Here is a 17775-nt window from a genome sequence, read left to right as displayed (position 1 = left end):
GGTTCGCCGCTGGCAGGGGGCTTGTTGTCGTGTCCGGGCCGGATGACCGGGCGGACCAGGCGCGGATCACCATGCTGATGAAGCGCTACAGGGCACAGAAGCGCTAGGCGATATTCGCTAAGCGATATTCGGTAGCGGAACCCCTCCCATCCCGTCCACCATCCCAGCATGGTCTCCCACGAGCACGTCAGTGAACCAGCGGTCGGTCGGTGGACGCGGGCGAGCGTCTATCCCGACATGTGGGTGGATCCGGACGACGACCCGCGCGAGACCGAGACGGAGATCGTCGATGAACGTGGGGCGTTGCTGGAGAGCCTGCGGCACTACCGCCTCACCCTGGAGATGAAGTGCGCGGGGCTGGACGCGGAGCAGATGGCTCGGCGGTCCGCGCCGCCGTCCACGATGTCGTTGCTCGGGCTGGTGCGGCATCTGACCGAGGAGGAGCGGCACTTCCGGCGTGTGATGGCCGGGGACGACGCGCCGAAGCTGTACCGGACCGAGGAGGACCGGGACGGTGACTTCAACGGGGCGGTCGCGGACGCGGCGGTCGTGGACGCGGCGTGGCGGCAGTGGCGGACCGAGGTGGAGCTCAACGAGCGGTATCTGGCCGGTGTCACCGACCTCGCCACACAGAACGCCGGGTACTCCGACCTCGGAGCCGAGCCCGGTGGGCAGCTTCAGCTGCGCGACGTGCTGCTGGCGCAGATCGGGGAGTACGCGCGCCACTGCGGCCACGCCGACCTGCTGCGTGAGCTGATCGACGGACGGGTCGGGCAGTGATCACAAGAGGAGGCGGCGACGGCGCCGAAGTCCGCTTGGCGTAGGGGTTGTTGACGTCTTGTGTGGGCCTTCGGTCCAGCGCTGACGGGCCCACCTCCTCTGGTAGGTTCCCACTTGCAACGTGCGGCGGAACGGGGGAACGTTCACGCCTTCTCCCGGCATGCCCGCACCCGACCTCGCAGGTTCAAGGGGGAAGACCCACATGACCAAGCGTCTCCTGATTCCCGTGGTCATCGCCACATGCGCGATGCTCGGTACCAGCACCGCAACGGCTGCGGCAGGCACGGGCGCGGCCGGGAAGACCTCGGCCGCCACGGCTGCGGCCGGCTGCACGGCGGACTTTCCGATGGGGCACGCCATCACCAATGTGAAGATCCGCAACAAGCCGAAGATGAGCGCCACCGCCCTGCGCCTCTGGTACAAGAACACCAACGGCTGCATGTCCAGTGGAACGGTCAAGGGCGGCGTCTACAGCTCGTGCGGTGGAGACGACTCGCCGCACTGGCGCAAGGTGAAGTACCGCGGCACCACCGGGTACGTGCCCATGGACTGCATCTACTCGGGCGCCGCGTAGCAGCGTTCACGTCCTTACCTCCGACGTAATCGACGGGTCTTCGGCGTCCCGGCAAGCTGGCTCTCATGACAGCCACCAGCGCCGCGGACGCCACCCGCGCCACCGTCCAGAAGTTCCTCGAACTCCGACTCGCCGGTGACACCGAAGGGCTCACCGAGCTCTTCGCGGACAAGGTCGACTGGATGCTGGCCGAGAACCCCGTCGTTCCCTGGATCCGACCTCGGTCCACGGCCGCCGAATGTGCGGCTCAAGCCGACGAGTTGGCCGAGTACACCGTGCCGGAGGACGCCCGCGCGTCCATCGACACGATCCTCGTCGACGGTACCGACGCCGTTCTGATGGGGCACCTCTCCGGGACCGTCCGTGCGACCGGCAAGTCCTTCTCGGGGCCCTTCGCGCTGCGGCTCACCGTCGAGGGCGGGCGGATCACCCGGCACCACCTCTACGAGAACAGCGTGTCGATCGCCGCGGCGTGCACCCCGGACGTCTAGTGCGCGCTGTCGCCCCTGCGCAGCGCCCGGGCGCACCAGCCGATGATCAGGGCGTTCGCCAGCGCCCCGAGCACGACGGCGGCGACCAGCATCGAGCCGTGGTCCGGGAGGAGCAGCAGGACCAGGCTCACGGGGGCGGTCGCCAGGAGCGGGATCACCGCCGCCATCGATTCGTCAGTACCGTCGGCCAGCGTCACCACCAGCGCCCATGCCAGCAGGATCGCGCAGGCGGCGAGGTAGACGAGAGCGGCGGGGTGGCGTAGGGCGTGGGCCGCCTCGCGGGAGAGCGGGCGGCCGGGAGGTGCTGCGGTCACGGTGGGACTCCTCGGTCGGGAGGTCATCGGGATGTCGTAGGGATGTCATCGGGGTGGTCAGAGGTGCGTGCCGGGTTTGTTCGGGTGGGCCAGGCCCAGGTCGTACGCGAGGATCGTGGCCTGGACCCGGTCTCGTAGGCCGAGTTTGCGCAGGAGCGCGTTCACGTGGGACTTCACCGTGCCTACGGTGATGCCCAACGTGTCCGCGATCTCGGCGTTGTTGAGGCCTGCGGCGACCAGCCCCAGGACGTTTCGCTGGCTTGTGGTCAGGGTGCTCAGTTCGTGGGGGCCGCCGGTGTTGCGGGGGCCCGGGCCGGATGCGTAGTGGGAGATCAGGCGGCGGGTCGCCGCCGGGGCCAGGACCGACTCGCCCGTGGCCACCACCCTGATGCCCTGGAGGAGTTCGAAGGCGTGCACGTCCTTGAGGAGGAAGCCGGAGGCACCGGCGCGCAGGGCGTCGAAGACGTAGGCGTCGAGGTCGAAGGTGGTCAGGACCAGGACCCGGGGCGCGTTCTCCCGGGCCGTGATGATGCGGGTGGCGGCGATGCCGTCCAGTTCGGGCATGCGTACGTCCATGAGGACGACGTCGGGCGAGAGCTCTTCGGCGAGGCGTACCGCTGCCACGCCGTCGGCGGCTTCGCCCACGACCGTCATGTCGTCCTCGGCGTCGATCACCGCCGCGAAACCGGCCCGTACGATGCCCTGGTCGTCGACGACCAGCACCTTGAGGCTCATCGTTCGGTCTCCTCTTCTGCGGGCAGGGGCAGGCCGATGCGGACCGTGCCGCCTTCCGGGCCGGTGGTGAGCGTGCCGTTGAGTGCCTTGACCCGTGTTTCCAGGCGCCGGCGGACGTCCGGCTCGGCCGCGGCGGTCACGCCGGTGGCCGTGAGCGTCAACGTATCGCCGTCCGCGTCGAGTTCGAGCAGGGCCGGCCGCGTACCGCCTGCCGCCAGCAGCGTCTCGGCCGCGTGGTAGGCGGCCAGGTCCACCGCCGTCGGCAGTCGCTCGGGCACGCGGTCCGTCAGGCGTATCTCCACGTCCCTGCCCGTCACCCGGCACTGGTGGGCCAGCAGGTCGAGGGCCTGGAGGGTGGGCTGCGGTCGCAGTTCGGGGGCCGGATCGCCCTCCCGCACCGTGTCGAGCAGGGCTCGCATCGCCGCCAGGGCCTCGCGTGCGCGGTCCGCCGTCGCGTCGAGGTGCCCCGCCTCCGCCTCCTCGATCATGTCGGCGGTGCGCGCCAGGACGGTGGTCTCCAGGCCGGTGGCGATCCGGCGGCGTTCGGCCCATGCTTCCCGGACGGCCTCTTCGGTCCAGGTGGCCAGGCGTTCGTCCCGTGTGCTGCGGCCGGCCGCGTCGTGCCGGCCGCGCAGCGTTCCGTACCAGTGGGCCGTGCCGGCAACCAGCGCCGCTCCGGCTGCCGCGCCGGCTCCGACCGCCCAGACGGGGAGCGTCGTACCGCGGTCCAGGACGGCGGCCGTCACGGCCACCGCGTGCACCGGAACAGCCGGCAGAGCACCCGGTAGAGCACCCCGCAGAGCACCCGGGAGACGACGGCCGGGCGACGGGTCGGCGACCCCTCGCGCCGCCCTCACCACGAGCGCCGCACAGGTCGCGATCATGCTCAGCAGCGGCGGAACGAGCACCGGTCCGGTGTATCCGCCCGCCTCCATCGCCGGCGGCCACAGCAACGCCAGCCCGAGCAGGACCCCGTAGGCCGCCCTGGGTGCCCGCGCCAGCCACAGCAGTGCCACCGCCTGGGCGGCGGCCAGCAACGCGAAGAGGACTCCGGCGGACACCTGGGACCCGGGCGTGGTTTCCGAGGACCGGATCACCAGCACCGGGAGCAGCGGCTGCCCGGCCAGACCGGCAGCGGCCGTCAGCTGGGCCAGGCGGTAGGTGCGGGGGACGGTTCGCTCGGCCGACCCGGCGTTGCGGCCGGGCAGGACCGCCCTGACCTCCCAGCCCCCGTCCGCCGTCGGGCCGCTCGTCAGCGTGCCGCCCGCCTCCCTCGCCCGGGACCGCAGGAACCCCTGGCCCCGCCCCGAGCCGAGTCCTGTGCCATGGGCCGGTGAACCGGCTGGGGGCGCCGCGCTCCTGACCGCCACCTCCGTGCGCGTGTCGCCGTACCGGCACAGCACCGTCGTGTGCGCGCCGGGCGCGTGCCGGGTCACGTTGGTCAGGGCCTCGCGGACGATGCCGTACACGGCGTCCGCGACGGTGCCGTCCGGGAGCGGGTCGATCTCGCAGTCCACCTGCTGGCCGAGGCGGCGGAACCCGGCGACGAGGGCCCGCAACCGTTCGTCCGGGGACGGCAGTTCCTCCTGTGAGGGCGCCGGCGCACGGACCGCTCCGAGCGCCCGGGTGACCTCGCGGCCCGTCTCGGTCGCGAACTCAAGGGCCGCCGCGGCCAGTTCGGGGCGCCGGTCGCGCAGACCGAGGGCCGCCCCGGCCGTGACGACCACTGCGGTCAGGTGATGGGCGCTCACGTCGTGCAGCTCCCGTTCCATACGGCGACGCTCGGCCTCCGGGAGGCGGTGGCGCTCGGCCTCGGCCCGCTTCAGCAGGCGCTCGGTGGCCCGCCGGGCGCGACGGGTACGCCGTACCAGCAGGCCGGAGCCGCCCGCGGCGGCGTAGAGCAGCGCGGTCAGGACCAGGTCCAGGCCGTCCGGGGCGCTCAGGCCGTGCAGGGTGAGGCCGTGCAGTGACTGCCAGGCGGCGAGCGTGACGACGGACAGGACGGCGGTGTACGTGTCGCGCTCGGTCGCCACGCTGAACAGGGCCAGTGCGACGCCCGCCGTGCCGAGTACCGCGACCGCGCCCGCGGGCAGCGGGCCGGCGCCCAGCGCCAGGGCGGCGGCGATCACGACGAGGGCCGTCACCGGCCGGGTACGACGCAGGGCGAGCACGGCCGTCGTCAGTCCGCCGACCAGGACTGCCACGAGCAGGTCGGAGGCGGGCGGCACGGTACCGCGCAGCAGCGCCGCGCCGGGCCAGACCGCGGCCTGGGCGCAGATCAGCGCGACCGGGAGAAGTCGATCGTCGGTTCGATTCATGACCTGACCAGGCTAGGGCCGCGGGCCAGGGGCGCCTCTCCGGCTGGAGGCCGATTTCGGTCTCTTACCTGGGTTACAGAGGTCGCGGGGACGGCCGTTCCACAGCGTGAGGACCGGGCGACGTGCCGTCCATAGGCTCGATCACATCGACATCCCGCACAGGGACACGTCCCGTTCCACGACCCATCACGGAGGATTTCCCATGTCCAAGCGCACTCTGGTCGCGTCGCTCGTCGGCATCGTCGCCATCGGCGGAATCACCGCCGGCGGCCTCGCCGTGGCGGCCGCGTCCGCCTCCACCGACCCGTCCCTGTCGGACACTTCGGCCCGCTACGCCCGTACCGGCACGCTCACCTTCACCACGGACGTGAGCGACGACTCGGGCATCCGGAGCCTCAAAGTCCTTGCCTGGCCCGCCAGTTCGAAGCTCGACCCCACCGAGGCGGAACTGCGGTCCGCGGAGAACGCCACGTGCCGGAGCACCGGCGCCGAGACGTCCCGCTGCATGTACACGGTGCGGGCCACCAAGAAGGAGGCGTCCGAGCTGACCACCGGCACCTGGTACGTCTCGGCGCTGGCGACGGGCGAGGACGGCGACACGACGTTCGTGCCCCAGGCCGCCACGTTCGAGGTCACCCGCTGACGTCACCCGCTGACGATCCGCCAGTACTGTCGCTTCTCCTCGTCCCGTACGACCACGCCCAGCCGCAGCAACTCGCGGCGCAGCTCTCGGGCGTCCTCGGCGTCGTCGTCGCTCTTGCGGGCCTGGGCGCGGGCCCGCAGCAGGGCGTCCGCGCCCTCGGGGAGACCCGGGGTGCCGGGGACCCAGCGGCGGAACTCCGCGCGGTACGGGTCCTCCTCCGCCCAGCGGTAGCCGTGCCCGGTGAGGGTGGCGGCGAGGCGTGGCCAGGGCAGGCCGCAGTGCTCCCGGGCCAGTTCCATGCCGTCCGGGGCCAGGACCACGAGCTGCTTGCCGTCCCTGCACAGCACCGCGATCTCCTCGCGGGTGAACTCCCGCGTGCTGTCCCTGACGGTCAGGGCGAGGTGGGTGTCGCAGACGCGGACCGACAGCGACTCGTGCGCGGCGGCGAGGCCCAGCAGCAGGCCGCCGAGTGCGCCCACCGCGACCGTGCCGAGGGTGAGGGCGGGCTCCGGGATCGAGGTCAGCAGTTCGGCCGGGCCCTCCAGCGGTGCCCACGGCAGCTTCAGCAGCAGGCGGGCGAGGAGCGGGAGCACGGCACCGACGCCGGCGCCGCAGGCCACGCAGAAGAGTGTGATCGCCCAGGCCGACTCGGACAGTTCCGTGTCCTTGCCCGCGCTCGCCGGCGGGACGGGCTTCTTCCCCATCTGAACGTTCCTCGCGTCCTCCATGAGGCGAGTCTCGACGGGCGGGGCATGCCCTGTCGTCAGCCGTTGGTCTACGCGTCCGCGACTTTGGTCGCCGAGCGCGTCCACGCACCGCCTCACGGCCACGTCCCGCCTCACGGCTACGTTCGCCTCACGGCCACGTTCGCCTCATGGGTGCATCCGCGCCCCCTTCACCACCTTGTCCACCGCGTTCTTCGGCCCGTAGACCGCGAGGCCGACCAGATCCAGGTCCGCCGTCGGCACCGACCGTACGGCCGCGCGGTTGTCGCGGTCGTTGCCCGTGGCGAACAGGTCCGAGGTGAAGATCGCACGGGGCAGGGAGCGGGACAGGGCGCGGGTGTGGGCCGTGGTCAGGGTCTCCTTCGTCGCCTCGAAGACCAGGACGGGCTGGCGGAACATCGGCAGGTAGGGCACGCCGTCGGCGTCCTCGTACGGCTCGCCGATCACCTCGGGGACCTGCGTACCCAAGCCGCTGACCAGGAACGACGTGACGTTGAGACGCTGCCAGGGCTCCAGGTCGGCGCGCAGCAGTACAGCGATCTTCGTGTCGAAGCGGATCGGCTCAGGAGCCGGTTCGGTGTGCGTGTTCATGATGCGAGCGTGCCGGGCGGCCCTCGCCGGGGTCTTGTACGTTTTTTGCATGGCTTCCCAGCCCGCCCGGATCGTCTCCGCCTGGCGGCCCGCCGTGCCCGGCGTCGTCGAGGTCTTCCACGCCCGCTTCACCGAGTACGCGTACCCGATGCACGTCCACGACGCCTGGACGCTGCTGATCGTCGACACCGGCGCCGTGCGGTACGACCTCGACCGGCATGAGCACGGCACCCCGCACGACACCGTGTCGCTGCTGCCGCCGCACGTGCCGCACAACGGCTCCCCCGTCACCCCGGAGGGCTTCCGCAAGCGGGTGCTGTATCTCGACCGGACGTACCTCGGGGACGAGTTGATCGGGGCCGCCGTCGACCGGCCGGACCTGCGCGATCCGCTGCTGCGCAAGCGCGTGGGGCAGGTGCACGGCGCGCTGCTGCGGCCCGGTGAGGAACTGGAGGCCGAGAGCAGGCTGCTGTTCGTCGGGGAGCGGCTGCGCGGGCATCTGCGGGGCGACAGCGGCACGCCCCGTCCGGCGGATCCCGTGCTCGCGCGGCGGCTGCGGGAGTTGCTGGACGAGCGGGTCGTGGAGGGCGTCGGGCTGCGGGAGGCGGCCGGGCTCGTCGGGGCTCATCCCGCCCATCTCGTACGGGCGTTCAGCACCGCCTACGGCATCGCCCCGCACCAGTACCTGACGTCCCTGCGCGTGGACCGCGCCCGCCGGCTGCTGCTCGAAGGGCGCTCACCGGGAGCGGTCGCGGCCGAGACCGGCTTCTACGACCAGTCCCACCTCACCCGGCACTTCCGCAAGCTGGTGGGCGTGCCGCCGGGGCGTTACCGACGGAGAGGGCCCGGGGTGCCGCGCCAGTAGTCGATCCTTGGTCGTGGTGTGACCTCTGCTGCCGGCGCGTCAGTTCCTCGTCGAGGCCCGAAGCCCGATCCGCCTCCGCTGTCCGCTGCTGAGCGGCGGTGCCGGCGCCACAGGCAGAACACCGGTCACCGTCGGTGTCGCAACGGTCAGCAGCCCAACCGCACCGACAGCGGCCAGGGCTGCCGACCACCCTGCCGGCGCCGAGCGCGCCGGATCAGGTGTTCCTGCGGCTTTTCCTGCCGGCGAGTGCTGCGGCTGCTCCGCCCACAGTGACCAGCACCGCCCCGCCTGCCAGCAGGTACGGCGTCATGGGGCTGCCACCGGTCTCCGCCAGCCCGGCCTCCTGGGAAGGCGCGACCGACTGCACGACGGGTGCCGACCGGCCGGACGTTGCCGGGGTGACCGACGGCGTGGCGGACGGTGCCGGGCTCTCGGAGGCCTGCTGAGGAGACCGGCAGGTGGCCTGCGCCAGGGTCACGGTGCCTTCCACCTTTTCCACGCCCAGCCGCAGGGGATCCACGGACACGTGCAAGCGGAGTGACGTGGCGGCGGCCGTGTCACTGGTCGTCTCCCTCTGGGACAGGGAGAGCCGGACCGTGCCGACGCCTGGGGCCTCGACGGTGGCGGTGCCGCCGGCTGCCAGCGGCACCCGCTTGCCAAGAGCGGTGACGGGGCCCAGTACCTGGGACTCGGCGGCCGGTTTCCGGCCAGCGGCACACGTTGCCGTGGCGGTGACCTGCTCTACTTCCACCAGGGACAGCGCAGGCAGCCCGGGGACATGGACACGCGCCCGTACGAGATGGGACGTCCCTTCGGCCCGGCCGTCGGCGACATCGGCTTTCGCCGTGACGGCGTCGGCCTGAAGCAGACGGACCGGGCGGTCGTGGTTGACTCGGTCGAGGGTGACGTCGAGGGTCTTCTTCTCCGCGGTCGCCGGAGCTTGAACCTCATTGAGCGTGGCGCGCAGAGGCGTCGTTCCGGCCGACCCGGCCCGGGAGACGTCCAGCGCTGCGCGGAACGCCACTGCCGTGGCGCTGCCTCGGGAAGTGTCGGCCGCGGGAGCCGCAGTGGCTTCGGCGGCGAGTGCTGAGCCGGCCAGGAGGAGGCCCGTGGCTGACACGGCAGCGAGGCGACGGGCGTATGCAGTCCGAGGCGAGATTCTGGTCAACGCGGTGTCCTTGCGTACGAAGAGGTGGAGGCCGCCCGGAACCAGCCGGTGACCGGCCGGGCAGCAGGGCTCCATCCTGCTCGGGCGAAAGCTGTCAGGAAGGGGCAACACGGAATCTTCACTACAAGGAAGACGTTTGCGGGCAAGCGTTCTAACCATGGCTTTCCGGGCTACCACGGTGTGCCGCCCTGGTCCTGCTCGGGCCCCAAGACGCCGTGAGATCTCCGTGTCGATCGCGGGGTTCCTGACCCTCTTTGGGAGCACAACAACCCTGCAAGTAGCGCGTGGCGTCATGTTCCCCGGCGCGACGCGGGTGAGCATGTGCGGACCCTGCCCTCCTCCCGCACCGAGGCGATGCGATGTCCGACCGCGCCGACCAGGTCCGCTCCGAAAGCGTCGCCCGAAGGTGGATCACGCGTCATCGGCCGCCGGAGCAGTCGCTGTTCAGCGGCATCTACGGACTGGTGCTGGCCAGCGCACTGGTGGCCGCCTTGGACGCGACGGGCGAGAAGGCGGAGCCCGGTCCGGACGCGCTGTGGGTCCTGCTCACCGCACTGGCGTCGGGCGCCGCCCATGGGTACGCGCACGTCATCGCCCAGCGTGCGTCCCACGACGGAGCTGCCACGACCAACAGACTGCGGTCGGTGCTCGCCGAGTGGCCACTGGTCGCCGCCGTGCTGCCCACGGTGGCGCTCCTGCTCGCCGCGGCAGCCGGGTGGTGGGCGGAGGCCACGGCTGTGGACGTGGCCCTGCTGTTCAACACTGTCGCCTTGTTCGGCTGGGGCGCCTGGACCGCCCGCACCGCCGGGCACGGATGGCCGTCCTCATGCCTGGCAGGGGGCCTGGACATGCTGATCGGCCTGGTGATCATTGTCGCGAACGCCCTGATCAAGTAGGCAGGCCGTCGGGTGCCATGCCGACGGGAAAGGCCGCGCTTGTCGAACCGGACTGTCTAACTGCCGGGGCGTTGCGTGAGGTGGGCGAACGCGTCCAGGTTGCGCGTCGACTCCCCGCGGGACACCCGCCACTCGTACTCCTTGCGGATCGCCGAGGCGAAGCCCAGCTCCAGCAGGGTGTTGAAGCTGCCGTCGGAGGCCTGAAGGACCTGGCCGAGCAGGCGGTCGATCTCGTCGGCGGTGACGGCGGACAGGGAGAGCCGGCCGGTGACGTAGACGTCGCCGTGCTGGTCGACGGCGTAACTCACGCCGTAGAGCTTGAGGTTGCGTTCCAGGAGCCAGCGGTGGACGCCCTGCTCGTTCTCGTCGGGGTGGCGGATGACGAAGGCGTTGAGCGAGAGGGAGTGGCGGCCGACGATCAGGGAGACCGTCGTCTTGAGCTTGCGAGTGCCGGGGAGCTGCGCCACGTAGGTGCCGGGTTCCGGGCTCTCCCACTCCAGGTCGGCGTCCTTCAGCACTCCCTCGACGACCTGTGCCGCACGCTGTTCCAGATCGGTTTCACCCATGCTGCGAGCGTACGCGACGGCGGTGTGCCTGCATCGCGGCCGTGTACACGTCCGCCGTGGTGGCGGCCGCGGTGTCCCAGCCGAAGGACTGGGCGTGACGGGCGGCCTGCCCGCCCAGCCGGGGCGACAGCTCCGGGTCGTCGGCGAAGTCGCGCAGCACGCGCGCGTAGTCGGCGGGATGGTGGCCGCGTACCAGGAAGCCGGTGTGCCCGTCGCGCACGGCGACCGGCAGACCGCCGACCGAGGCCGCCAGGACGGGGGTGCCCGCCGCCTGCGCCTCTATGGCGACCAGGCCGAACGACTCGCTGTAGGAGGGCATGACCAGGACGGAGGCGGCGCGGAACCAGTCCGCCAGCTGGTCCTGGCCGACCGGCGGGTGGAACCGTACGACGTCCGCGATGCCGAGGCGTGCGGCCAGCTTCTGGAGGCCCTCGGGTTTGGCGAGGCCGCTGCCGCTGGGGCCGCCGACGACGGGGACGAGGATGCGCGAGCGCAGCTCGGGGCGCTCGTCGAGGAGGACGGCGACGGCGCGCAGCAGCACGTCGGGGGCCTTCAGGGGCTGGATGCGCCCGGCGAAGAGCGGGATCAGCGCGTCCCTCGGCAGGCCGAGACGGGCCCGGGCGGCGGCGCGGCCGTCGGCGGGCGAGAAGCGGCTGAGGTTCACGCCCGGGTGGACCACGGCGACCTTGTCGGTGTCGGCCGCGTAGTGCCGTACGAGTTCGTCGGCCTCTTCGGTGGTGTTGGCGATGAGGCGGTCGGCGGCGGCGACGATCTGGGTCTCGCCGATGACGCGGGCGGCCGGTTCGGGGGTGTCGCCGTCGGCCAGGTTGGCGTTCTTGACCTTGGCCATGGTGTGCATGGCGTGCACCAGGGGGACGCCCCAGCGCTGGGCGGCGAGCCAGCCGACGTGGCCGGAGAGCCAGTAGTGGGAGTGGACCAGGTCGTAGTAGCCGGGGCGGTGGCCGGCCCAGGCCTGCATCACGCCGTGCGTGAAGGCGCACAGCTGGGCCGGGAGGTCCTCCTTGTTGAGGCCCTCGTAGGGCCCGGCGTCGACATGCCGGACGAGGACGCCCGGGGCGAGCTCGACGGTCGGCGGCAGCGCGGCCGAGGTCGCGCGCGTGAAGATCTCGACCTCGATGTTGATCGCGGCGAGGCGCTGCGCGAGCTCCACGATGTAGACGTTCATGCCGCCGGCGTCGCCGGTGCCCGGCTGGTGGAGCGGGGAGGTGTGCACGGAGAGCATGGCCACCCGGCGGGGCCTTCGGTGCAGCCGGAGGCGCGTGGACGGGGACGCGGAGCGCCGCCCGAGCCTGCCGATGTACTGGCTCACGTGGCGTTCCTCCTCGCTCCGGGCATGCCTTGGCAGGGCGCACGTGCCCTCCAGCGGATCCAACAGCGGAGGGTTGAGTTCCATTTCCTGATTCGCGACTTTTACCGAATCATTACGGCTCCCCGCTCAACCGTTCGAGGGTGACGGGCAGCTGAACTCGATCGAACATCGCAGGCCACACGCGCTGTCTCCGCGATGAAAAGGCCGTGGAAAGGATGACGAGGCCGGTACTGCGGACAACCCGGCGCCCGCCCGGCCGGTCACAGCCTGCGGAAGGATCCACCACTGCCGCACGGAGGTTACGCAATGCCCTCTCGCCCGGTCAGCCGCCGGCTGTTACGCGCCTCATCCGTTCTGACGCCGGTCCTCGGCCTGGCCCTGACCGTTCCGATCGCCCTGGCCGGCCCGGCCGGTGCCGCGGAGCCTACGGCCACCGCCGCGGTGAACGAGTACGGCTGGCAGCTCACCTACACGGCCGCCCCCGGGCAGGCCAACAAGGTGGCCGTCACACAGTCGTTCACCGGCGACCGCTCGCAGTTCACCTACGTCATCGACGACGCCGTCCCGATCGACGCCGGAAACGGTTGCCGCCACCCCGACAGCGCGGACCGCACCAAGATCTCCTGCACGGTCGAGGCCCCGGAGAGCCAGTCCCCGGTCACCTCCATGGAGATGGACCTCGCCGACGGCGATGACACCGCCGCCTTCCGCAACGCCACCGACCAGGTCTACTACTTCAACCGGATCGAGCTGGGCGCCGGCGACGACCGGTGGACCGGCGCCACCGGCGACCGCGTCGACGGCAGTTCGGCCCTGGGCGGGGCGGGCGACGACATCATCCGGGTGGGCGCGCTGGGATACGCCGGCGGCGGTGACGGCGACGACACCCTCCACGCCGGCATCGACGGCGAGATCGTGGACGGCGGCGCGGGCGACGACGTCCTCCGCGGCGGCGCGGGCGAGCAGATCCTGCGAGCCGACGACGGGGCCGACACGGTCTACGGCGGGGCCGGCGACGACGAGATCCACGGCGGCAGGGGCAACGACATCCTGCACGGAAACGGCGGCGCCGACCGGATCTGGGGGAACAGCGGCGACGACGAGCTGTACGGCGGGCCGGGCGCGGACACACTCTCCGGGGGCCCGGGCAAGAACATCGTCCGCCAGGACTGACAGCGAGCATCGTGCGCCAGGGTTGACGCTTCTCACCGTCCGGGGAACCACGCGGTTCCCCGGACGGCCGACCGATGAGTTTCCGCGTCCCCCACCGTCGGAATCGGTGGTCACGCCGAGCGAGAAGTGAGTGGTGCGCGATGAAGCTCGTGGTACAGGAATTTCTGTCGCTCGACGGTGTCTCCCAGGGGCCGGGCGCCCCGGACGAGGACACCAGCGACGGCTTCGAGCGGGGCGGCTGGTTCGTGCCGCATTTGGACGAGGAGTTCGAGCGGCTGGCCGGCAGCTGGCTCGGCGAGGCGGACGCGTTGCTGTTCGGGCGGCGTACGTACCAGAACTTCGCCCGCGACTGGCCGGCGATGACCGACCACCCCCCTCGCCGGGATCATGAACCGCCTGCCGAAGTACCTCGCCTCCCGGAGCCTGACCACGGCCCCGACCACGATCCTGTCCGGTGACGTCCCCGCCCAGGTGGCGGACCTGAAGCGGCAGCCCGGCCGGGAGCTCCAGATCCACGGCAGCGCCCGGCTCGCCCAGTCCCTGCTGGCCGCCGGGCTGATCGACACGCTGCGGCTCGTGATCGCCCCGGTCGTGGTCGGCCAGGGCCGCCGCCTCTTCCCTGACGGCGGCGCAGTGACCGGACTGCGGCTGGCCGACCACCGGACCACGCCGGGCGGCCTGTCGGTGCATGTGCTCGAGTCGGCGGGGGTTCCGGGGTTCGGGACGTACGGGGGCGGGGGCGGGGCCGGGGCCTAGGGGGAGCCGTTCGACACCGGGGGCCGTTCACGTCGGGGAGCCGTTCGACACCGGGGACTGTTCACGCCCGGGAGCCGCTTAACCTCGTACGCATGACATCCCGCGCCGCCGCCCGCCGCCCCGTGGGCACGGTGACGCGCGGGACGACCAACCCGAACCGCCTGCGCCGCATGGACCGCTGGATCGCGGCCACGCACGGCGCCGAGCTGCGCCGTGCCGCCGACCCCGTGGCCGTCGACCTCGGGTACGGCGCCGCCCCCTGGACGGCCGTCGAGCTGCTGCATCGCCTGCGGACGGTCGCGCCACGCGCGCGCGTGGTGGGCGTGGAGATCGAGCCGGCCCGGGTCGCGGCGGCGCTGCCGTACGAGCGGGCGGGGCTCGTCTTCCGGCACGGCGGTTTCGAGATCCCGGTCCCGCAGCGGCCCCTGCTGGTCCGCGCGGCGAACGTGCTGCGGCAGTACGCGGAGGGCGAGGTCGAGGCCGTCTGGCACCGGCTGTGCGGGCGCCTCGCGCCGGCCGATCCGGCGACCGGGGCACGCGGCGGGCTGCTGGTCGAGGGCACCTGCGACGAGATCGGACGCCGGCACGTCTGGGTCGCGCTCGGCCCGGAGGGACCGCGCACGGTCACCTTCGCGACCCGGCTCGGCTCCCTGGAACGCCCCTCGGACCTGGCCGAACGCCTGCCGAAGGCGCTCATCCACCGCAACGTCCCCGGCGAGCGGGTGCACGCCTTCCTGCGCGACTTCGACCGCGCCTGGGCCGCCGCCGCGCCCTACGCGTCCTACGGCGCCCGCCAGCGCTGGATCCGGGCGGTACGGGACCTGACCGCCGACTGGCCCGTGGCCGACGGGCCGGTGCGGTGGCGGCAGGGCGAAGTGACGGTGCGGTGGGAGGCGTTGGCCCCACGAGGGTGAATCCACGCAGACGGGCCCGCCGGGAACGATCTCTTTGAGTCGTTCGTCACACAGGCGGGGAGATCGTCATGCCGGGGGCATATCGGGGAGGGGACCGAGGGAAGTACTACCCCTGTCGCTTCGCGCGCCGACGTGGCAGCATCCCCAGGCGTACCGGATGTTACTGACGGTTAATCAGTTTGGGGGCTGAGGTATGGGACCGGGCAAGCGTGGCCTGATCGCGACGGCCGTGACGGTGGTCTGCGCGCTCACGGTGCTGGCGGCACCGGGCACGGCGTTCGCGGCCCCCATACCCACCCCCACACCCACCCCGAGCGCCGGCCCCACTCTCGCGCCCAGCAAGGACCTGGAAGCCGTACGCGAGAAGCTCGACAAGCTCTACCGCGCCGCGGCCCGCGCCACCGACGAGTACAACGCCGCCGAGGAGAAGGCCGACAAGCAGTCCGCCGAGATCGTCAAGCTGGCCAAAAAGATCGTCAAGGGCCAGGAGAAGCTGGCGAAGCTGAAGGACCGCGCGGGCGCCTCGGCCGCCGCCCAGTACCGCGGCGGCGGACTGCCGCCCGAGGCCCATCTGATGCTGAGCGACGATCCGCAGGAGTTCCTCGACGGAGCGGGCCGGGTGCGCCAGGGCCAGCACGCGGCCAAGGGCCTGATCGGCGAACTGACCCGCACCCAGGAAGACTTGGAGCGGTACGCGCAGGACGCCTCGGCGCAGTGGAAGAAACTGGAGGCGGGCCGCAAGGCCAAGGCCGCCGCGCGGAAGAAGGTCGAGAAGCAGATCGCGCAGGCGGAGAAGCTCGAGTCCGCGCTCCAGAAGGAGGAGCAGGAGCGCCTCGCCGAGCTGGAGAAGGAGGCCGCCGGCAAGGCGCAGACCGCCTGGCTCGGCTCCGGCATCCTCGACGAGATCAGCGGAAAGGCCTCCGAGCAGGGCAGGAAGGCCGTCGCGTACGCGACGGCCCAGATCGGCAAGCCGTACCAGTGGGGCGCCGAGGGCCCGAAGACCTACGACTGCTCCGGGCTGACCTCCCAGGCCTGGATATCCGCAGGCCGCGGCATTCCGCGCACCTCGCAGGAGCAGTGGAAGCAGTTGCGGCACATCGACATCCAGGACATGCGGCCCGGCGACCTCATCATCTACTTCGACGACGCCAGCCATGTCGCGATGTACGTCGGCGACGGGGCGATCGTGCACGCGCCGCGGCCCGGACGGACGGTGACCATCGCGGGAGCCGGGTCGATGCCCATCCTCGGGGTGGTACGACCGGACGCCGCCGCGGACGCCGACTGAGCGCGGGAAGGCAGCGGCCGATGGGCCGCCCCATGGGTCACCCGGCCCGGCCCACGTGACCCAGCCCACCCCGGACCCACCGCCAAACCACGTGCTGACGTGACGTTCGTCATCCCCGCAGCATCCCGGCGGTGTCCAACTGGGGCGCATATCGCGGCATATGACACTGGCCGATGGCGCAGCGGCGTGGCTCACACCATTCCAATGGGGCGCCGACACCCGCTATGGTCCCGGTCGGTGGGTCGAGGTCCCTCGCCCCCGCCATGCCCTCGGGGGGAGGGAAGGAACCCAAGACGATGCCCGTACCCATACCGCGGCAGAGAGCGATCCCGGCCGTGGAGAGTGGTCAGGCGCAGGCCGAGTCCCGCTGCGACGGCCCCGCCGAGCAGTCCGCCACGGACGCCTCGGCAGCCGCCCCGCGCACGCCGGACACCGCCGGGAACATCACGGACAAGGTGGAGAACAACACCGCCCACACGAACCTGACCCTGCTGCTGATCGAGGACGATCCGGCCGGGTCGCCGATCGTGCCCGACATGCTCGACCAGGCGGGCAAGCCGATCCGCGTCCGCACGGCCCGCAACCTCACCGAGGCCGGGCGGCTGCTGACCGACGACGTCCACTGCATCCTGCTGGACCTCGCGCTGCCGGCTCCGGGCCGCAGCGACTCCGACGACGAGCTCGCCGTGCTCAAGCACGTGCTGGAGCTCGCGCCCCGGCATGCCGTCCTGGCGCTGACCGCCTCGGGCGACGCCGAGCGCGGCGCGGAGGCGGTGCGCGTGGGCGCCCAGGACTATCTCTTCCGCGACGAGCTGGACGGCCGGCTGCTGAGCCGGGCCATCCGCTACGCCGTGGAGCGCAAACGCTCCGAGTCGGCCGAGCGCCGGCTCGCCGAGGGCCGGCTGCGCGCCCAGGAGAACCGCCGCCTGGAGCGCGGTCTGCTGCCGACCCCGCTGCTGGACGGCTCCCCGCTGCGGTTCGCCGCCCGCTACCGCCCGGGCCGCTCGCGCGCCCTGCTCGGCGGCGACTTCTACGATGTCGTGCGCACGCCGGACGGCACCGTGCACGCCATGATCGGTGACGTCTGCGGTCACGGCCCGGACGAGGCCGCCCTGGGCGTGGAGCTGCGGATCGCGTGGCGCGCGCTGACGCTGGCGGGGCTGTGCGGCGACCAGCTGCTGGGCACGCTCCAGCAGGTGCTGGAGCACGAGCGGGCCGACGACGAGATCTTCGCGACCCTGTGCACGGTGGACATCGCGCCGGACGGCCGCCGCGCCGGCCTGTGCCTGGCGGGCCACCCGTCGCCGCTGCTGGCCGGCCCGGGCCAGCCGGCCCGCCTGCTGCCGTACGACAACAACGGGCCGGCCCTCGGGCTGCTGCCGGGTGCCCGCTGGCCGCGCATGCAGGTGGAGCTGGGCGCCGAGTGGAGCCTGATGCTCTACACCGACGGCCTGATCGAGGGCCATGTCGGCCAGGGCCGGGAGCGGCTCGGCCAGGAGGGCATGACCGAGATGGTGCGCCGCCAGATCGCCGAGGGACTGCGGGGCGAGGAGCTGCTGCGCGCGGCGGTGAACGAGGTGCGCAAACTCAACGGTGGCGAGCTGACGGACGACGTGGCGGTACTGCTGCTGGACCGGGTGCCGTAGCC

At 72.1% G+C, this 17775-nt stretch carries 18 protein-coding genes and 1 pseudogene; 11 read left to right on the top strand and 8 right to left on the bottom strand.

What is annotated here, in order from left to right; genetic code table 11:
- Positions 1-168: 168 nt before the first annotated feature.
- The 3 genes from ACIBL4_RS31965 to ACIBL4_RS31955 all read left to right on the top strand — a co-directional run bounded on the left by ACIBL4_RS31965 (position 169) and on the right by ACIBL4_RS31955 (position 1845).
- A complete protein-coding gene (locus ACIBL4_RS31965; RefSeq protein WP_399415264.1) occupies positions 169-780 on the top strand; it encodes a DUF664 domain-containing protein in 612 nt (203 codons plus the stop codon).
- A gap of 202 nt (positions 781-982) precedes the next feature.
- Entirely contained in the window at positions 983-1354 is a 372-nt protein-coding gene (locus tag ACIBL4_RS31960) for a hypothetical protein (RefSeq protein WP_399415263.1), read from the top strand.
- Between the two features lie 65 nt (positions 1355-1419).
- The gene (locus tag ACIBL4_RS31955) at positions 1420-1845 is read left to right on the top strand and encodes a nuclear transport factor 2 family protein (RefSeq protein ID WP_399415262.1); all 426 of its coding nucleotides are present in this window, start codon (positions 1420-1422) and stop codon (positions 1843-1845) included.
- Here the strand turns inward: ACIBL4_RS31955 and ACIBL4_RS31950 are convergent.
- Genes ACIBL4_RS31950 through ACIBL4_RS31940 form a run of 3 tightly spaced genes read right to left on the bottom strand, consistent with a single transcriptional unit; the run spans position 1842 to position 5212 of the window.
- A complete protein-coding gene (locus tag ACIBL4_RS31950) occupies positions 1842-2159 on the bottom strand; it encodes an SCO4225 family membrane protein (protein ID WP_399415261.1) in 318 nt (105 codons plus the stop codon). The genes ACIBL4_RS31955 and ACIBL4_RS31950 overlap by 4 nt on opposite strands.
- A 57-nt stretch (positions 2160-2216) precedes the next feature.
- Positions 2217-2894 (bottom strand): response regulator, encoded by a 678-nt coding sequence (locus tag ACIBL4_RS31945; protein ID WP_399415260.1) that lies wholly within the window; start codon positions 2892-2894, stop codon positions 2217-2219.
- On the bottom strand, positions 2891-5212 hold the full coding sequence (locus ACIBL4_RS31940; RefSeq protein ID WP_399415259.1) for a histidine kinase: 2322 nt from the start codon (positions 5210-5212) through the stop codon (positions 2891-2893). Before ACIBL4_RS31940 ends, ACIBL4_RS31945 begins: the two co-directional genes overlap by 4 nt.
- Positions 5213-5414: 202 nt before the next feature.
- Between ACIBL4_RS31940 and ACIBL4_RS31935 the strand changes: the two genes are divergently transcribed.
- A complete protein-coding gene (locus ACIBL4_RS31935) occupies positions 5415-5855 on the top strand; it encodes a DUF5707 domain-containing protein (protein WP_399415258.1) in 441 nt (146 codons plus the stop codon).
- A 2-nt stretch (positions 5856-5857) separates the two neighbouring features.
- Here ACIBL4_RS31935 and ACIBL4_RS31930 read toward each other — a convergent pair whose 3' ends face one another.
- Together ACIBL4_RS31930 and ACIBL4_RS31925 are read right to left on the bottom strand one after the other, a co-directional pair.
- Positions 5858-6559: a hypothetical protein gene (locus ACIBL4_RS31930; RefSeq protein WP_399415257.1), complete on the bottom strand. Its 702-nt coding sequence runs from the start codon at positions 6557-6559 to the stop codon at positions 5858-5860.
- Positions 6560-6727: 168 nt separating this feature from the next.
- Entirely contained in the window at positions 6728-7171 is a 444-nt protein-coding gene (locus ACIBL4_RS31925) for a DUF2000 family protein (protein WP_399415256.1), read from the bottom strand.
- 49 nt (positions 7172-7220) lie between these two features.
- Here ACIBL4_RS31925 and ACIBL4_RS31920 point away from each other — a divergent pair, with 49 nt between their 5' ends.
- A complete protein-coding gene (locus tag ACIBL4_RS31920) occupies positions 7221-8036 on the top strand; it encodes a helix-turn-helix domain-containing protein (RefSeq protein WP_399415255.1) in 816 nt (271 codons plus the stop codon).
- A 214-nt stretch (positions 8037-8250) separates the two neighbouring features.
- On the opposite strand, the gene ACIBL4_RS31915 is transcribed toward ACIBL4_RS31920, so the two are convergent.
- Positions 8251-9156 (bottom strand): SCO1860 family LAETG-anchored protein, encoded by a 906-nt coding sequence (locus ACIBL4_RS31915; RefSeq protein ID WP_399415254.1) that lies wholly within the window; start codon positions 9154-9156, stop codon positions 8251-8253.
- A 407-nt stretch (positions 9157-9563) separates the two neighbouring features.
- Between ACIBL4_RS31915 and ACIBL4_RS31910 the strand changes: the two genes are divergently transcribed.
- Positions 9564-10100, top strand: a complete 537-nt coding sequence (locus tag ACIBL4_RS31910; protein WP_399415253.1) for a hypothetical protein — start codon at positions 9564-9566, stop codon at positions 10098-10100.
- Positions 10101-10156: 56 nt separating this feature from the next.
- Here ACIBL4_RS31910 and ACIBL4_RS31905 read toward each other — a convergent pair whose 3' ends face one another.
- On the bottom strand, positions 10157-10666 hold the full coding sequence (locus ACIBL4_RS31905; protein ID WP_399415252.1) for a YbjN domain-containing protein: 510 nt from the start codon (positions 10664-10666) through the stop codon (positions 10157-10159).
- On the bottom strand, positions 10659-11996 hold the full coding sequence (mshA, locus tag ACIBL4_RS31900; protein WP_399415251.1) for a D-inositol-3-phosphate glycosyltransferase: 1338 nt from the start codon (positions 11994-11996) through the stop codon (positions 10659-10661). The genes ACIBL4_RS31905 and mshA overlap by 8 nt, the downstream gene beginning before the upstream one ends.
- A 306-nt stretch (positions 11997-12302) precedes the next feature.
- Between mshA and ACIBL4_RS31895 the strand changes: the two genes are divergently transcribed.
- The 5 genes and pseudogenes from ACIBL4_RS31895 (at position 12303) to ACIBL4_RS31875 (ending at position 17773) form a co-directional block, all read left to right on the top strand.
- Positions 12303-13169 carry a calcium-binding protein gene (locus tag ACIBL4_RS31895; protein ID WP_399415250.1) on the top strand — a complete coding sequence of 289 codons (867 nt, stop codon included), beginning with the start codon at positions 12303-12305 and terminating at the stop codon, positions 13167-13169.
- Between the two features lie 140 nt (positions 13170-13309).
- Positions 13310-13925: pseudogene (locus ACIBL4_RS31890) on the top strand (dihydrofolate reductase family protein).
- A 92-nt stretch (positions 13926-14017) separates the two neighbouring features.
- On the top strand, positions 14018-14839 hold the full coding sequence (locus ACIBL4_RS31885; RefSeq protein WP_399415249.1) for a class I SAM-dependent methyltransferase: 822 nt from the start codon (positions 14018-14020) through the stop codon (positions 14837-14839).
- A gap of 193 nt (positions 14840-15032) precedes the next feature.
- Positions 15033-16127, top strand: a complete 1095-nt coding sequence (locus ACIBL4_RS31880) for a C40 family peptidase (protein ID WP_399415248.1) — start codon at positions 15033-15035, stop codon at positions 16125-16127.
- A gap of 296 nt (positions 16128-16423) precedes the next feature.
- Positions 16424-17773 carry a PP2C family protein-serine/threonine phosphatase gene (locus ACIBL4_RS31875; protein WP_399415247.1) on the top strand — a complete coding sequence of 450 codons (1350 nt, stop codon included), beginning with the start codon at positions 16424-16426 and terminating at the stop codon, positions 17771-17773.
- Positions 17774-17775: the final 2 nt, after the last annotated feature.

Source organism: Streptomyces sp. NPDC050416 (assembly GCF_044458845.1).
Classification (GTDB): Bacteria; Actinomycetota; Actinomycetes; order Streptomycetales; family Streptomycetaceae; genus Streptomyces.
This window is presented reverse-complemented; position numbering and strand designations above follow the sequence as displayed.

Excerpts from the sequence above, each read along its gene's own strand:
- ACIBL4_RS31965 (WP_399415264.1), top strand. The coding sequence starts at position 169 with ATGGTCTCCCACGAGCACGTCAGTGAACCAGCGGTCGGTCGGTGGACG.
- ACIBL4_RS31960 (WP_399415263.1), top strand. The coding sequence starts at position 983 with ATGACCAAGCGTCTCCTGATTCCCGTGGTCATCGCCACATGCGCGATG.
- ACIBL4_RS31955 (WP_399415262.1), top strand. The coding sequence starts at position 1,420 with ATGACAGCCACCAGCGCCGCGGACGCCACCCGCGCCACCGTCCAGAAG.
- ACIBL4_RS31945 (WP_399415260.1), bottom strand. The coding sequence starts at position 2,894 with ATGAGCCTCAAGGTGCTGGTCGTCGACGACCAGGGCATCGTACGGGCC.
- ACIBL4_RS31940 (WP_399415259.1), bottom strand. The coding sequence starts at position 5,212 with ATGAATCGAACCGACGATCGACTTCTCCCGGTCGCGCTGATCTGCGCC.
- ACIBL4_RS31935 (WP_399415258.1), top strand. The coding sequence starts at position 5,415 with ATGTCCAAGCGCACTCTGGTCGCGTCGCTCGTCGGCATCGTCGCCATC.
- ACIBL4_RS31930 (WP_399415257.1), bottom strand. The coding sequence starts at position 6,559 with ATGGGGAAGAAGCCCGTCCCGCCGGCGAGCGCGGGCAAGGACACGGAA.
- ACIBL4_RS31925 (WP_399415256.1), bottom strand. The coding sequence starts at position 7,171 with ATGAACACGCACACCGAACCGGCTCCTGAGCCGATCCGCTTCGACACG.
- ACIBL4_RS31920 (WP_399415255.1), top strand. The coding sequence starts at position 7,221 with ATGGCTTCCCAGCCCGCCCGGATCGTCTCCGCCTGGCGGCCCGCCGTG.
- ACIBL4_RS31910 (WP_399415253.1), top strand. The coding sequence starts at position 9,564 with ATGTCCGACCGCGCCGACCAGGTCCGCTCCGAAAGCGTCGCCCGAAGG.
- ACIBL4_RS31905 (WP_399415252.1), bottom strand. The coding sequence starts at position 10,666 with ATGGGTGAAACCGATCTGGAACAGCGTGCGGCACAGGTCGTCGAGGGA.
- ACIBL4_RS31895 (WP_399415250.1), top strand. The coding sequence starts at position 12,303 with ATGCCCTCTCGCCCGGTCAGCCGCCGGCTGTTACGCGCCTCATCCGTT.
- ACIBL4_RS31885 (WP_399415249.1), top strand. The coding sequence starts at position 14,018 with ATGACATCCCGCGCCGCCGCCCGCCGCCCCGTGGGCACGGTGACGCGC.
- ACIBL4_RS31880 (WP_399415248.1), top strand. The coding sequence starts at position 15,033 with ATGGGACCGGGCAAGCGTGGCCTGATCGCGACGGCCGTGACGGTGGTC.
- ACIBL4_RS31875 (WP_399415247.1), top strand. The coding sequence starts at position 16,424 with ATGCCCGTACCCATACCGCGGCAGAGAGCGATCCCGGCCGTGGAGAGT.